Source organism: Asticcacaulis sp. (assembly GCF_035497195.1).
Taxonomy (GTDB): domain Bacteria; phylum Pseudomonadota; class Alphaproteobacteria; order Caulobacterales; family Caulobacteraceae; genus Asticcacaulis.
Genome location: NZ_DATJDZ010000031.1, coordinates 268,015 through 281,005 on the forward strand (window position 1 = coordinate 268,015; position 12,991 = coordinate 281,005).

Consider the following 12,991-nt stretch of genomic DNA (forward strand, 5'->3'; position numbering starts at 1 on the left):
CGCATTGTCATCCGAATAAAACTGAATGGCAATCCTTACAGGCCCCTGTTCCTATGGCCAGAAAACGGATAATGATGTCTGCATGTCGCTAATCCGTGCCCGCCATATCCTTTGTGTCGTGAGTTTTTCCCTGCTGGCTTCCGTTGCCGGGTGCGGGGAAAAACCGAAGGCGACGGAAGCGACCAGCGCCCTTGAGGCCGCCGGTTACTGGCGCGCGCCGGAAATAACCGGGGTGGACCAGGCTGGGTCCAACATGTTTGTTGTAACCGGCCAGACCATCGCCAATGCGCGCGTGCGATTCAGCTATGCCGGGAATCGCGCCGTTGGCGTCACCTCCGATTCCAAGGGGCGGTTTCGCGCCGAACTGCCGTCAGGGCCAAATGGCGGCCTTTTCGATCTGTCGACGGAGGACAGCGGCCGTTCGATGCACGCCGATGGCAGGCTGTTCATCCCGGCCGGGGCACCGGATAAGGCGGTCCTGATGCGGCCGGGCGCGCCCAGCCTGGCGTTGTTCAATGATCTCACGACGGTTGCGGTGATCGATTACGACCGCGCCGGCGCGTTGGCTATCGCCGGCCGCGTGGCGCCGACAACGGCGATTGAGGTTGTTTTGAACGGAGAAATCCGGGCGCGGACGACCAGCGACGACCGGGGTTTCTATACCGCCACCACCCAGATCGAACCGCCGGACGCAACCGAAGCCGCCAATAGCTTGTCGGTCCTGGCAGGCGGAAAGGAAACGGTTCGCAATTTCAGGGATTCTCGTATCGCCGGCGATGGCGACCGGATCACACGCTTTGAAGATGGCTGGCGCGTTGACTGGGTTCTGCCCGGTGGGGGTATGCAGACAACATTGGTGTTTTAAAGCCTCGCTTTAAAACACCAATGTTGTCTGCATTTTTCTTTGAAGAGACGCGCAAACGTGCGCGGCGGGCGCTGCGCCGGTTATCCGGTCGCCCTTGCCTTACATCATCTCGTCTTGTCTGGTTTTCGAGAACAGCTTTTTTAGGAATTCAGTAAGGCCGTGGCGCTTGGCCTTTCGCGCCACCGCGTCTTCACTGACCAGCCATGCGATCTGGACGACGCGGCGTTCGCCCTCGAAAGGCGTATGACCGTGCCAGGAATTATCGAGACGCGGGAAAGCGATGAAATGGCCATAGCCCGGATTGACTTCATCCGTGCCGGGACCGGCCTGATCCGGGCCTTCGAGAAAACGCAGATTGCCGCCGCTGCTGCCTTCCGGATTGAGGTATATGAGGGCCGACGCCAGTTTGTCGGCGCCATCGGTATGAGGCCGCCCGTCCTTCAGCGCCGACCATTTGCGCACGGTCACCCATGACGGTTTGCCAACCAGGTTCACACCCAGCTTATCACCGATGGCTTTTGCGAAACCGTCGCTCCGCACCTCTGCCAGCAATGCCTTGAAAGACGGTCCCATGGGAAAGTCTTCAGGACGCATAAAGCCGGTCTTGTCGATCTGCGGAAAATCGAGCGCGATATCGCCTTCCAGTTCAGCCGGCAGGATATTTGACCCTATCAGATTGCGAAACGGGTAGTCGGATGCCGGCGTTGCGGCAATGGAGTCATAACGGAGCATGATTATACCTTGAATTCAGACCGCTTATAGCACGTCAGAAAACACAGCGGCAAGGTTCAGATATAGGCGCCGTCCATGACGAAATGAAGCTCTGGCGAAACCGACATGCCGCCCAGCGCGAAATCAACCGCCGCCTGGGCATGGATATGCGTCGAATCGAAACAGGGCAGAGGCAGGCAGGCGGCATCGACGCTCAGGCCCAGTTCGGTGCAGCCAAGGATCACGCTGTCGGCCCCTTGCAGCGCCCCGCGCCGGGTCATGTCGATCAGAGCCTGGCGGGCGCGTTGGCTGACAACGCCCTGGCACAGTTCGTCAAAGATGGCGTTGTGACAGATCAGCCGGTCATCGGCTTCGGGCACGATCACATCGAGGCCGTAGCGCTGCATATGTTCGGCGTAGAAACCGTGTTCCATCGTGTAGCGCGTCGCCAGGAGCAACGGCCGGCGATGGCCGGCGGCGTTCAGTGTTTTCGCCGTTTCGCCGATGATGTGGATCAGCGGTACGTCGCAACTGGCGGCGACCTGCTCGGCGACTAGGTGCATGGTATTGGTACAGATCAGAATACAATCGGCGCCAGCGGCTTCCAGCCCTTGCGCGGCATCACCCAGCAGGCGCGCGGCCTGATCCCAGCGGTCGGCCTTCTGCAAGGCCACCACGGTCTGAAAATCAAGCGAGCGCAACAGGATATCGGCTGAGGCCAGCCCGCCCATCGTTTCGCGGACCCCCTCATTGATAAGCTTGTAATAGGTGGCGGTGCTTTCCCAGCTCATGCCGCCGAGCAAACCGATCTTACGCATTTTTGAACTCCTGATGAGAAGGTCATGTTATGGCGGATAAGGAGAAATTGGCGCGCGTATTTGGTGGGAAATATGATATTTGGCGCAAATATATTGCGTTATGGGCGTTAATGGCGCAATATAAGGGATGCTGGATGATCGCGACCGCAAACTGCTCGACCTGCTGCAACGTGACGCCGACACGGCGCTGGGTGAACTGGCCGAACGGGTAAACCTGTCGCCGTCCGCCTGTTCACGGCGGATTACCCGGCTCAGGGAAGATGGCTATATCACCCGCCATGTCGTGGTGCTCGATCGCGCCCGGATGAATGTCGGCACGACCGTCTTTGTTATGGTCAAGACCGCGCATCATACGGCGGACTGGCTCGAGCGGTTTCGTTCCGGTGTCGTCGATATTCCGGAAATCGTCGAGGTGCATCGCCTGGCGGGGAATCTCGATTACATCATCAAGATCGCGGTGACGGATATCGCGCACTATGACGCCATCTATAAGCGCCTGGTCAGCCGGATCGACCTGTTCGACGTCTCGGCCTATATTTCGATGGAAACCCTGAAAAATGAACAGGCGGTGCCTACAGGGTATGCGCGTTAAGGCGCTTATAATTTCAATCGAATGCCGACTTTACGCAGGCCGCCGGCGATCCACACGCAGATCAGGGCGAACAGCAACGATTTGACCAGACCCATGCCGCCGGTCAGCAGCGGATCGGGCAGTTCAATATGAAGCAGATCGATCGCCGCATAGAGAAAGGCAGGCATCAGATAGCATAGCAGGGTGTCGGTGCCGGCGGGCCTGACCGGTTTGAACCAATGGCCTTTTTGGGCGATATCACTTAGCCAGTAGAGCGCCATGAAAGCGATCAGCGTAAAGGCGCTACACAGAAACAGCCAGGCCGGCGTGGCGGCGAGTTTCGATAATCCCCAGAATTGCCGGGTGTAAAGCGACAGGCAGATCAGCAGCGCGGCGATAACTGTGAAAACAAGCGTCATCCGCAGATTTTCTTTTTTATTCTGAAATATCTGGAACAATCGCGCCATCACCACGCCGCCGAGGGTGAGGGCGGTCATGGTGCCATCGATGATCGGTTCCGGTATGATATGAAGGGGTGCAGGGACAAGTTTGGCGGCCCAGGCCAGGCTGAGCAGGCTGAAAGCGACCCAGGCGGTGACCAGAACGAAGAGGCGGCCCCGCGCGAATACGGTCACCAGTGCTGACACGAGGTAGGCCCAGCCGATCAGTCCGAGGATACCCCACCACTGCGGCGCGAAGCGGACAAGCTGGCCATCTTCACCGCCCCGGAAAATGAAGGCCAGCACGAGCAGGATGAGGACACCCAGCGCTTTCAGGCTTCTTTGCAACCATATGGGCATTGTCTTTGGATAGGCGTTCCAGATCAGTATGAAAGCAACACAGCACACGGCATCCCAGATGACGGCCCCCATGCCTGTGGCACCGGCATTTATGGTTTCGCCGTTGACCAGAAATACGCCCATGACCAGCAAGGCGATCGACCGGCCGATAACGTGCCAGACAAGTTGAAGATCGTTGTCGCCTTTCGCCCGGCGGCTATCGATAGCGAAAGGCAGGGACATGCCGACGATAAACAGGAAGGCCGGGAAAACGACGTCAGCCAGCCCAATGCCGTCAACGCCACGCCCCACATGTTCGAGCCAGGCGGGGATATCCTTCAATGACCACAGGTCGTTGACGAAGATCATCAGCACCATAGTCAGGGCGCGCAGCAAATCGATGGCGCCGACGCGCGTGACAATATCAAGGGGCGCCGCCGGGCGCGCTTCAACCTTTTCCATGCGCCGACTATGACAGCAGATCAGCCGTTTCGACAAGTCTGGACATTATCTGGAAGCGTGCGCTGCCTCACCTTCGCACGACGCCAGTCAGTAATTCAACCGTCTGGTCAGGTCCGGCGTGGTCAAGGTGCTGCCAACGGGACTGAGAATGCTTAAAAAGCGCTATAAAATAGTAATTTTGTATATTTATTGAATGAGTTTTTCGGGATACATATTGAAAAATATAGAAAAACTATTATAGTTAAATCGTATAAAAGGCAGTATACTGATTAAAATGCGCGGCACACATTCGTAGCCTGCCAAAAGGTTTGTTAAATGAAAAAGAAAAAGAAAACAGAGGCCAAGGGCATCAAAAAGAGTGACAAGAAGCTCGCTCTGTATGGCGCCATTAAAGACGGCGCCCAAAGCGGTCTTCCGGCAGATGCGCTTTACCAACATGTGCTGTCGGCTGTGCCCGGGGCGGGTGGAAAAGCCATCGTAAAGGCGGCGCTGCTCGTTCTGAGCGATCCCGAACTTACGGACAGACGCGTTCTGGACGTCATATATGACTTGGCCATCAAACATCGCCTGGCGGAGGTCGCCGCCGCGGATGCTGCCGAAGCCGCGCCCGAGGTGAATGACAATGGGGACGAGGCGGCGGTAGCTTCAAAAAAGAAGACGTCGAAAAAGGCGCAAAAAGCCGCGGCCTGATAAATCAGTGTAAACAAGGAAATAAGCTCCGCAGGTCTTACGGCCGGCGGAGCTTATTTTTAATCAGGCCAGAACTTGTACATCAGGGCCAGGCGATAATTGCGGCCGAGGTGCGGGCGCGTGAAGGTATTGGCGCCGGCGTCGGGCAGCTTGACCGGGTTGGCCGTGTAGGGGCCAACCTGTACGCCCATCTTCCTTCGGGCAGTACGGAGACCTTAAGCCATCAGGTTCGCCTTGGATGTTTGAGAGTCACAGCCACGTCAATCAGGCCCTGGATTGGCGCGTTGAGAACCGAACCCCGCCGCCAGGCGATGACGGCTTCTGTCACCGGCAAGTTTTCCGACACGCGATGGGCTTCAATCTTGTCGCCATCGAGGGACCAGGGCCGGTAGACGAGGTCGGGCATGATAGCGATGGCATGGCGCACGGCGACCAGACCGCGCGCAGCTTCAACGGAATCCGTCTTGAAGATGTGTGGCAGTGTCGTATTGAGCGTACGGTGCAGGCTCAACAGGGCATCGGATAGTTCGTCGCTGGCCAGTACAATGTGTTTCTCATGTGCCAAGTGACGCAGCGACAGCAGATCCTTACTTCCCGCCGGGTGACCGATCGGCAGCCAGACCCGGTAATGCGACAGATTGACCAATTCAGTGCGCAGAGAAGAGGGACGGGCGTCAGGCTGGAGGACCATTAAGGCCACATCAATCTCGCCGCCGACCAGCATGTGCTCAAGATGGGCCGAGGTTTCCTCCATGAGCACAATCTCGACACCGGGAAATTCGCGCGCGAAGTCGGCTAGCAGGCGCGGCAGCAGATAGCCGGCGATCAGGCGGGTGACGCCCAGCACGATGCGGCCTGTGTCAAATTTCTCCTGTCGCCGGAGAAATTCGCGTGCGTCGCTGACATCGGCCAGTATGCGGTGGCAGTGGCGCAAGAACTGCTGCCCCTTCAGGGTCAGATCAACCCCGCGGGCATGGCGTTCGAAAAGCTTGCAGTTGAGGTCGATCTCCAGCTCGCGCAGGGCCTCAGTGACCGTGGACTGGGAAATCGCCAGGGACTGCGCGGCCAGCGACATCGACCCGCAACGCGCCACAGCTTCGAAATACCGCACCTGCCGCAGGGAAAAGCTCATCTGCATTCCTTTTGAGAGATGGAGCTAAGCTTAGATTATATAGATGGTCAATCTTTTACACCCGCCCGGCATCGCCAGACAGCCGCTGCACCAGCAGGACCGGGATGAGCGTGAAGATGATCACGGCGCTGACCACGACATTGACCTCCGGCAGGCTCTGGCCCAGGCGGATCGAGCCCAGGATCCACAAGGGCAGCGTTGTCTGGGTGCCGGCGGTAAAGGTGGTGACGATAACCTCATCGAACGACAGCGCGAAGGCCAGAAGTGCCGCGGCGGTGATCGCCGAACCGACCAGCGGCAGGGTGACGCGTGCGAAGGTGTAGAAGCCGTCGGCGCCGAGATCGGCCGAGGCCTCGGTGAAGGATTTTGGCAGGCGTGCCAGACGCCCCACGACCGTATTGTAGACGATCGGCGTGCAGAAAGTCGCGTGGGCGATCACCAGGGTCCAGAAACTGAGATGGATGCCCATGAAGGCGAAAAAGGAACTCATGGCCATGCCGGTAATGATGCCGGGCAAGGCGATTGGCAGGGTCAGAAAGAAAACCGCGCTGTCCTTGCCGAAGAAGTTGAAGCTGTGAATGGTGAAGGCCGCGAGGCAGCCCAGCAAGGTGGCGATCAGGGTGGCGAGGCAGGCGACCTGGACCGAGATGCCGGCGCTTTCACGCACCTGCGGATCGGCCAGCGCCTGATGTAGCCAGTGCAGAGACCAGCCCTGAATCGGGAAGGTCTGGACGTTCGAGGCGCTGAAGGCATAGGTCATGACGAGAATGATCGGCCCCATGAGAAAGACCAGCACGACCAGCGAGGCGGCGATGACGCCAAGGCGTCCCCAGAAAACGGCGGGATACTGGTTCATATCGATGCCTCCTTGTCGAGCGCGCGGGTGGCCCAAAGGTACAATCCCATGACGACTAATGGCACGACGGCCAGCGCCGCGGCGAACGGGATGTCATTGGCGACGCCGACGGTCTTGTAGATGACATTGCCGATGAAATCCGAGCTGGGACCGCCGACAAGGATCGGTGTCACATAGTCGCCAAGCGTCAGAGAAAAGGTGAAGATGGAGCCGGCGATCATGCCGGGTGCGGCCAGCGGCAGGACCACGCGGCGCAGGGTGGTGAAGCCGTGTCCGCCGAGATCGGCCGAGGCTTCCAGCAGGTTGCGCGGCACCCGCTCCAGCGCGGTGGCGATCGGCAGGATCATGAAAGGCAGCCACAGATAGGTGAAGGTCAGGGTCATGGCCCAGTTGGAATAGCCGATGGCGTTTTCGCCGAGGCCTAAGCTGTGCATCAGCCAGTTGAGGATGCCGTCGTGAGACAATATCAGCCGCCAGGCATAGACACGCGCCAGATAACTCGACCACAGGGGGATCAGGACGCAGACGCCGAGCACGGCGCGCGCTTTCGGTCCCGCTATGACGCCCATCCAGTAGGCGATCGGAAAGGCCAGCAGGATATCGAACACAGTCACGGCCGCGGCGATGCCGATCGTGCGGAAGATGACCGTATGATAGATCCTGGTTTCGATCAGGCTTTTGAAATTGTGCAGGCTGAAACCGGGCTGGAGCGCGCCGGTCAGGCTATCGACACTCCAGAAGGCGGCGATGATCAGCACGGCCAGCGGGATCAGGTAGAAGAGCAGGAACCATATCGACGGTGGCAGGCCGAGCAGGCCCAGACGCAGGCCCGGCAACCGCCACAACAGCGTCGATAACCGCCGCAAGGGACTGGCAGCGGGCTTTGGGGCTGAAAGGGCGGCGGCTTGGGTCATGTTTTCCATTACAAGAGAGGAGCCCCCGCCACCGTCCGGTTTGGTGATGGCGGGGAACCGTCTAAGTCCTTAACCCTTTACTTCGAGCCAGCGCTTTTGCCATTCGGCATAGTCAAGACAATCGGTCTTGCCGTTGCCGCACTGGGTTTGCGGCGTCTTCCAGAAATGGATCTGGTCGAAATATTCTTTCGGGGCATCGGCATGGTACCTGGTGCAGGTGCCGGCGCCGCCCTGCTTGTCCATTTCGGCGCAGGCATTCTTGTTGACCGGGGTTTCACCGAAATAGATGGCCTGCTGTGCCTGGACCACGGGCGTCGAGACCCAGTTGATCCACTTGTAGGCGCAGTTCTGGTGGGTCGATTTTGCAGAGATCATCCAGGTGTCGGCCCAACCGGTGGCCCCTTCGGTCGGGATAGTGTCCTCGACCGGCACGGGCGGCTTGTTGGCCTTCAGGGTATTGGTCTGGTAAGGCCAGGCGGCGCCGATGACCGCATCGCCATTGGCGAACAGCGAAATTTCATCCGAGGCCAGCGCCCAGTATTTCTTGATCAGCGGCTTTTGTGCTTTCAACAGGGCCACAGCGGCATCCATCTGGGCAGCGTTCAGCTCGTACGGGTCGGTGATGCCCAGTTCCGGCTTGGTCTTGGACAGGTAAAGCGCGGCGTCGGCGATCTGGATGGCGTTATCCGGCACCGTGACCTTGCCCTTGTACTGCGGATCATAGATGGCCGCCCAACTCGTCGGCGCCGTCTTCACCGCCTTGGTATTGTAGAGGAGAGTATTGGGGCCCCATTCATAGGTGATGCCGTAGTGGACGCCATCGACCGTGTTGAAGTTCGGCGCCTTAAGGCTTTCGGTGAAGTTAGGGAACTCGGTGATCAGGGCGGTATTGACTGGGAGGACGTTCTTGCCGGCGATAAGACGCAAGGTGGCGTCGCCTGAAGCCGAAACCACGTCATACTGGCCGTCGTTCTGACGCATCAGGGCGACCATTTCATCAGACGAGCCAGCATATTTGCGGGTGACCTTGCAGCCCGTCTGCTCTTCGAAAGGCTTTACCCACTGGTCCTCGGCATAGCCTTCCCAGGAAATGATGCTGAGTGCACCTTCACCGGCGCCAATTTCGGTCGGCACCCCGCTGGCTTCGGGCGGCTTCTGCTGGCAGCCGGCAACGGCCAGTGACAGGGCGGCGAGCCCGGCGCAAATCTTGAACCCTTTGGTACGCATAGACATGGTGAGCTCCTCAGAAGTTGATGATTACAGGGGGTGTACGCTATCAGGACTGTAGCCGACCCAGACCGGTTGGCCGCGCGAGAAACGCGGCTGGCTCTGGCTGGCGCGGGCATTGAGTTCCAGGGCGGTGATGTCGTCCCCTCCCTGGGTGCGGATGAGATATCGGGTCATGAGGCCGACATAGACGACATCGACCACCTCTCCCGACAGGGTCTCCATAGACTGGCTTTCCGGCGACATGTCGTAAAGCCTGAGCTTTTCCGGCCGAACCATCAGGGTTTGGCCATCGCGCGTCAGGAGATTGGACAGGCCGACGAACTTGGCGACATAGGCATTGACCGGCCGTTCATAGACGTCGGCCGGCGCACCGATCTGGGCGATCTCGCCCTGGTCGAAGACGGCGATACGGTCACTCATGGTCAGGGCTTCTTCCTGATCGTGGGTGACATAGACAAAGGTGATGCCAAGATCGCGGTGGATCTTCTTCAGTTCGATCTGCATTTCATGGCGTAATTTAAGATCAAGTGCGCCCAGCGGTTCATCGAGCAGCAGCACATCGGGGCGATTGACCACGGCGCGGGCCAGCGCGATGCGCTGGCGCTGGCCGCCGGAAAGCTGGGCCGGCTTGCGCGCCATAAAGTCTGCCAGACGCACCATGTCGAGCGCGTCGGTCGTGCGCTTCTTTATTTCAGCCGCCGGCAGCTTCTGTGTCCGCAGGCCATAGGCGACGTTCTCGAACAGACTCATGTGCGGAAAGAGAGCATAGTCCTGAAACACTGTGTTGACGTTACGCTCATAGGGTGGCCGGTCTGCGACGTTCTCACCATTGATCTCGACCCGTCCGCCATCGGGGCGCTCAAAGCCGGATATCAGTCTGAGGGTCGTCGTCTTACCGGAGCCCGACGGGCCAAGCAGGGTGAAAAACTCGCCGCGCCCGATCTGGAGGTTGAGCTTCTTGAGGGCCGTAAAGCCGCCATAGGTCTTGACGACGTCGACGAGGTTGATGATCGCGTCCGGACGGCTCATGCGCCCAGCCTGACCATGACGTGGCGCGCCACCGTATAGTCTTCCAGAGCGTAGAGACTGAGGTCCTTGCCGTAGCCCGACCGCTTCAGCCCGCCGTGCGGCATTTCATTGACCAGCAGGAAATGTGTGTTGATCCACGTACAGCCGTAGCGCAACTGGGTTGCCACGCCCATGGCTTTCGCTGTGTCGCCTGACCAGACGGAAGAAGCGAGGCCATAGTCTGAATCATTGGCATATCCGATGGCCTGGGCGGTGTCGTCAAAACGGGTGATTGAGACTACCGGTCCGAACACTTCGCGCTGGACGATCTCGTCATTTTGCAACGCCCCGGCGATAACGGTTGGTTGGTAGAAGAAACCGCTGCCTGGTATCGGCTGGCCGCCTGCGGTGATTTCGATATGGGCAGATTCACGCGCCCGCTCGACGAAAGAAGCGACGCGTGCCTGCTGGCGGGCGGAAATCAACGGGCCGATTTCGTTCTGGCCGTCGTCGGCCCGATTGTAGGCGAGCGATGAGACCGCGCCTGAAAGCTCAGCAACCAGCTTGTCGTAGATTCCCTTCTGCGCATAGACACGACACGCCGCAGTGCAGTCCTGGCCGGCATTGTAATAACCGAAGGTGCGCAGCCCCTCGACCACTTCCTTCAGGTTGGCGTCATCGAATACGATGACCGGCGCCTTGCCGCCCAGTTCGAGGTGCGTACGCTTGATAGACTTTTGAGCCACGGCCAGCACCTTGCGGCCGGTGGCAATATCGCCGGTCAGGGAGATCATATCGATCTCCGCATGGTCGATCAGGGCCTGGCCCACCGTATGGCCTCGGCCAACCACAACATTGGCCACGCCGGACGGCAGGACATCGGCCAGAATTCGCGCCAGCCTGAGTGTGGTAAGCGGGGTTTGTTCCGAAGGCTTTATGACGACGGTGTTGCCACCAGCCAACGCCGGGGCCAGTTTCCAGGCCGCCATCATCAACGGGTAGTTCCAGGGCGCAATGGAGGCGACCACCCCCACCGGATCACGGCGGATCATTGACGTATAGCCAGCCATGTATTCGCCGGCCAGAATGCCCGGCATGCAGCGAACCGCACCGGCGAAGAAGCGGAAACAATCGACCACCGCCGGAATTTCATCGCGCAGGACAATGTGGTAAGGTTTGCCGCAGTTACGCGCCTCAAGACGGGCCAGATCCTCGGCATCAGTCTCTATGCGGTCGGCGATTTTCAGGAGATAGCCGGACCGTTCGGCGGGCGTAGTGCGTGACCAGGCAGTGAAAGCGGCGCGGGCGGCTTTGGCGGCGCGATCCACCTGATCGAGATCGGCTTCCTCCAGATCGAGGATCAGGGCGCCGGTGCGCGGGTCGATGACACTCTCGGCATCGCCTTTGCCAGACTCGAAACTGGAACCGATGAGCATGTCGATATTCATGAGCCGTCTCCGTTAGCCACTTCAAAGCAGGGAACTGCAAAGATCGGCATTTGAACAGCTAGAATAATCAGAATACACCTATCGGAAATTCCGATATGAGGCGGTTTGCGTAACCACACGGTTCAGAAACTGGATTTGACCTTCTTTTCCAGCGAAGGAAAATCGATAGGTTTGTTTCGAATTTTTCACAGATCGGTAATGCCGATTTAAGACATTCCTCGAAAATCACAGTTATCTGATTTTCTTCCGAAAATTTATGAATTAATCGCTCCGGGCGATATTGAGACGCAACATGCCACTTAGTCCAAGGTTCTCAGAAAGCTTGTGAGTGCGCGGCGCTCGCGGGACGACAGGTTTAGCGGGACGAGTTCTGATTTGCCCGTGACGGAAGGCGGCGCAGCCGAATAGTGGATAATTACCTCTTCAATGGTCTTGATTTGACCGGAACGCATGAACGGTGCCCTGCGGGTGACACCCCGAAGCGACGGAGGCTTGAATGCGCCTATCAGATCCGCACCATCGGCCTGCATGTAGGTCAGTTCGGAACAGGCTTCCGATGGCGCATCGCTATAGGCGCCCAGGCAGTTGAATGCATCCGCCTGGACGAGAGACGTCGCAGCCAGTCGATCACCATCCGGCGCATCTGGCTTTGCCGGCACACCCGTGTTGTGGAAGTGGTTGTCTGTCAGCATGGAGCCGCTATGACAGTTTATGCAATTGCCCTTGCCGATGAAGATCGCCAATCCCTCGGCTTCCTGCGCAGTAAACAGGGCTTCAGTGGGAGCGCCGGACCGCAAAGCATTGGCATAACGATCGAAACGGGTTGGCAGAGGCTGCAACGTCCGCTCGAAAGCCGCAATCGCCTTTCCACCATTGACGAAGACCCGGTTGATGCGGTCCTGTTCCTGCGAACGGAGACGCGCCCATGCGGCAACGGATTCTGGCGTGCCCTTTGGAGACGCGTGCGCCGGGATGCCCGTCAAATCGGGCAGTGGTCCGAATGTCGCTTCGTAGGGCTGTTTGTAGTGCGCCGCGATCACTTGAATGAACGCGGCGCGATCGAAACCATGCTCTACCGGATTTTCGAGTGGGCCGAGCGCCTGGGCCCACTGGCTGTCGGCGCGCCCATCCCAGAAGAACCAGGGGCTATAGGCTGTCCCACGGATAGGCATGGTCCGGCGCGTGCCGGTGCCGATACCCTGGCCAACGGCTTTACCATCCTGAAACTGCTTCTCAGGCAGGTGACAGGACGCGCAGGCCACCTTGCCGTTCTGGCTCAACCTTGTGTCCGCGAACAGGGCGGCGCCGAGTGCCACGGCACTGGGATCGTTGGCGTAGCCGTTGGACGGGTCATCCGGCAGGGGCGGCAAGCTGTCCAGTGACAGGGACAGAATCTGGGCCTTCTGAGCATCAGTCCAGACAATGCCGGCCTGTTTGAAGGCCAGCAATGTCCCCGACAGAAGAAGGACCGCGCCTGTGACGACCGTTGTTCGAAGCCCGGTCACGA

14 protein-coding genes are annotated in these 12,991 nt (G+C 59.0%); 3 read left to right on the plus strand and 11 right to left on the minus strand.

What is annotated here, in order from left to right; translation table 11 throughout:
• Positions 1–25 precede the first annotated feature (25 nt).
• The gene (locus tag VL130_RS19010; RefSeq protein WP_325365511.1) at positions 26–865 is read left to right on the plus strand and encodes a hypothetical protein; all 840 of its coding nucleotides are present in this window, start codon (positions 26–28) and stop codon (positions 863–865) included.
• A 99-nt stretch (positions 866–964) separates the two neighbouring features.
• Here the strand turns inward: VL130_RS19010 and VL130_RS19015 are convergent, their stop codons facing one another.
• The gene (locus tag VL130_RS19015; RefSeq protein WP_325365513.1) at positions 965–1,597 is read right to left on the minus strand and encodes a 2OG-Fe(II) oxygenase; all 633 of its coding nucleotides are present in this window, start codon (positions 1,595–1,597) and stop codon (positions 965–967) included.
• Positions 1,598–1,653: 56 nt separating this feature from the next.
• Complete coding sequence (locus VL130_RS19020; protein WP_325365515.1) at positions 1,654–2,394, minus strand: aspartate/glutamate racemase family protein; 741 nt, start codon at positions 2,392–2,394, stop codon at positions 1,654–1,656.
• A gap of 127 nt (positions 2,395–2,521) precedes the next feature.
• On the opposite strand from VL130_RS19020, the gene VL130_RS19025 reads away from it, so the two are divergent.
• Positions 2,522–2,986, plus strand: a complete 465-nt coding sequence (locus VL130_RS19025) for an Lrp/AsnC family transcriptional regulator (protein WP_325365517.1) — start codon at positions 2,522–2,524, stop codon at positions 2,984–2,986.
• A 5-nt stretch (positions 2,987–2,991) separates the two neighbouring features.
• Here the strand turns inward: VL130_RS19025 and VL130_RS19030 are convergent, their stop codons facing one another.
• Positions 2,992–4,206, minus strand: a complete 1,215-nt coding sequence (locus VL130_RS19030) for a DUF5009 domain-containing protein (RefSeq protein ID WP_325365519.1) — start codon at positions 4,204–4,206, stop codon at positions 2,992–2,994.
• Between the two features lie 315 nt (positions 4,207–4,521).
• On the opposite strand from VL130_RS19030, the gene VL130_RS19035 reads away from it, so the two are divergent.
• Complete coding sequence (locus tag VL130_RS19035) at positions 4,522–4,896, plus strand: hypothetical protein (protein ID WP_325365521.1); 375 nt, start codon at positions 4,522–4,524, stop codon at positions 4,894–4,896.
• Between the two features lie 59 nt (positions 4,897–4,955).
• Here the strand turns inward: VL130_RS19035 and VL130_RS19040 are convergent, their stop codons facing one another.
• From VL130_RS19040 to VL130_RS19075, 8 genes are all read right to left on the minus strand, one after another.
• Positions 4,956–5,087 (minus strand): hypothetical protein, encoded by a 132-nt coding sequence (locus VL130_RS19040; protein WP_325365523.1) that lies wholly within the window; start codon positions 5,085–5,087, stop codon positions 4,956–4,958.
• Between the two features lie 32 nt (positions 5,088–5,119).
• Positions 5,120–6,028: a LysR family transcriptional regulator gene (locus tag VL130_RS19045; protein ID WP_325365525.1), complete on the minus strand. Its 909-nt coding sequence runs from the start codon at positions 6,026–6,028 to the stop codon at positions 5,120–5,122.
• 55 nt (positions 6,029–6,083) lie between these two features.
• Entirely contained in the window at positions 6,084–6,884 is an 801-nt protein-coding gene (locus VL130_RS19050; RefSeq protein WP_325365527.1) for an ABC transporter permease, read from the minus strand.
• A complete protein-coding gene (locus VL130_RS19055) occupies positions 6,881–7,798 on the minus strand; it encodes an ABC transporter permease (RefSeq protein ID WP_325365529.1) in 918 nt (305 codons plus the stop codon). The genes VL130_RS19050 and VL130_RS19055 overlap by 4 nt, the downstream gene beginning before the upstream one ends.
• A 69-nt stretch (positions 7,799–7,867) precedes the next feature.
• Positions 7,868–9,031: an ABC transporter substrate-binding protein gene (locus VL130_RS19060; protein ID WP_325365530.1), complete on the minus strand. Its 1,164-nt coding sequence runs from the start codon at positions 9,029–9,031 to the stop codon at positions 7,868–7,870.
• 24 nt (positions 9,032–9,055) lie between these two features.
• Entirely contained in the window at positions 9,056–10,057 is a 1,002-nt protein-coding gene (locus VL130_RS19065) for an ABC transporter ATP-binding protein (RefSeq protein WP_325365531.1), read from the minus strand.
• Positions 10,054–11,484, minus strand: coding sequence for a gamma-aminobutyraldehyde dehydrogenase (locus VL130_RS19070; RefSeq protein ID WP_325365532.1), 1,431 nt, complete (start codon positions 11,482–11,484; stop codon positions 10,054–10,056). Before VL130_RS19070 ends, VL130_RS19065 begins: the two co-directional genes overlap by 4 nt.
• Positions 11,485–11,783: 299 nt before the next feature.
• Positions 11,784–12,989 carry a cytochrome-c peroxidase gene (locus VL130_RS19075; RefSeq protein ID WP_325365533.1) on the minus strand — a complete coding sequence of 402 codons (1,206 nt, stop codon included), beginning with the start codon at positions 12,987–12,989 and terminating at the stop codon, positions 11,784–11,786.
• Between the last annotated feature and the right edge of the window lie 2 nt (positions 12,990–12,991).

Coding starts and splice junctions, on each gene's coding strand:
- VL130_RS19010 (WP_325365511.1), top strand. CDS start 26: ATGGCAATCCTTACAGGCCCCTGTTCCTATGGCCAGAAAACGGATAAT.
- VL130_RS19015 (WP_325365513.1), bottom strand. CDS start 1,597: ATGCTCCGTTATGACTCCATTGCCGCAACGCCGGCATCCGACTACCCG.
- VL130_RS19020 (WP_325365515.1), bottom strand. CDS start 2,394: ATGCGTAAGATCGGTTTGCTCGGCGGCATGAGCTGGGAAAGCACCGCC.
- VL130_RS19025 (WP_325365517.1), top strand. CDS start 2,522: ATGCTGGATGATCGCGACCGCAAACTGCTCGACCTGCTGCAACGTGAC.
- VL130_RS19030 (WP_325365519.1), bottom strand. CDS start 4,206: ATGGAAAAGGTTGAAGCGCGCCCGGCGGCGCCCCTTGATATTGTCACG.
- VL130_RS19035 (WP_325365521.1), top strand. CDS start 4,522: ATGAAAAAGAAAAAGAAAACAGAGGCCAAGGGCATCAAAAAGAGTGAC.
- VL130_RS19040 (WP_325365523.1), bottom strand. CDS start 5,087: ATGGGCGTACAGGTTGGCCCCTACACGGCCAACCCGGTCAAGCTGCCC.
- VL130_RS19045 (WP_325365525.1), bottom strand. CDS start 6,028: ATGAGCTTTTCCCTGCGGCAGGTGCGGTATTTCGAAGCTGTGGCGCGT.
- VL130_RS19050 (WP_325365527.1), bottom strand. CDS start 6,884: ATGAACCAGTATCCCGCCGTTTTCTGGGGACGCCTTGGCGTCATCGCC.
- VL130_RS19055 (WP_325365529.1), bottom strand. CDS start 7,798: ATGACCCAAGCCGCCGCCCTTTCAGCCCCAAAGCCCGCTGCCAGTCCC.
- VL130_RS19060 (WP_325365530.1), bottom strand. CDS start 9,031: ATGTCTATGCGTACCAAAGGGTTCAAGATTTGCGCCGGGCTCGCCGCC.
- VL130_RS19065 (WP_325365531.1), bottom strand. CDS start 10,057: ATGAGCCGTCCGGACGCGATCATCAACCTCGTCGACGTCGTCAAGACC.
- VL130_RS19070 (WP_325365532.1), bottom strand. CDS start 11,484: ATGAATATCGACATGCTCATCGGTTCCAGTTTCGAGTCTGGCAAAGGC.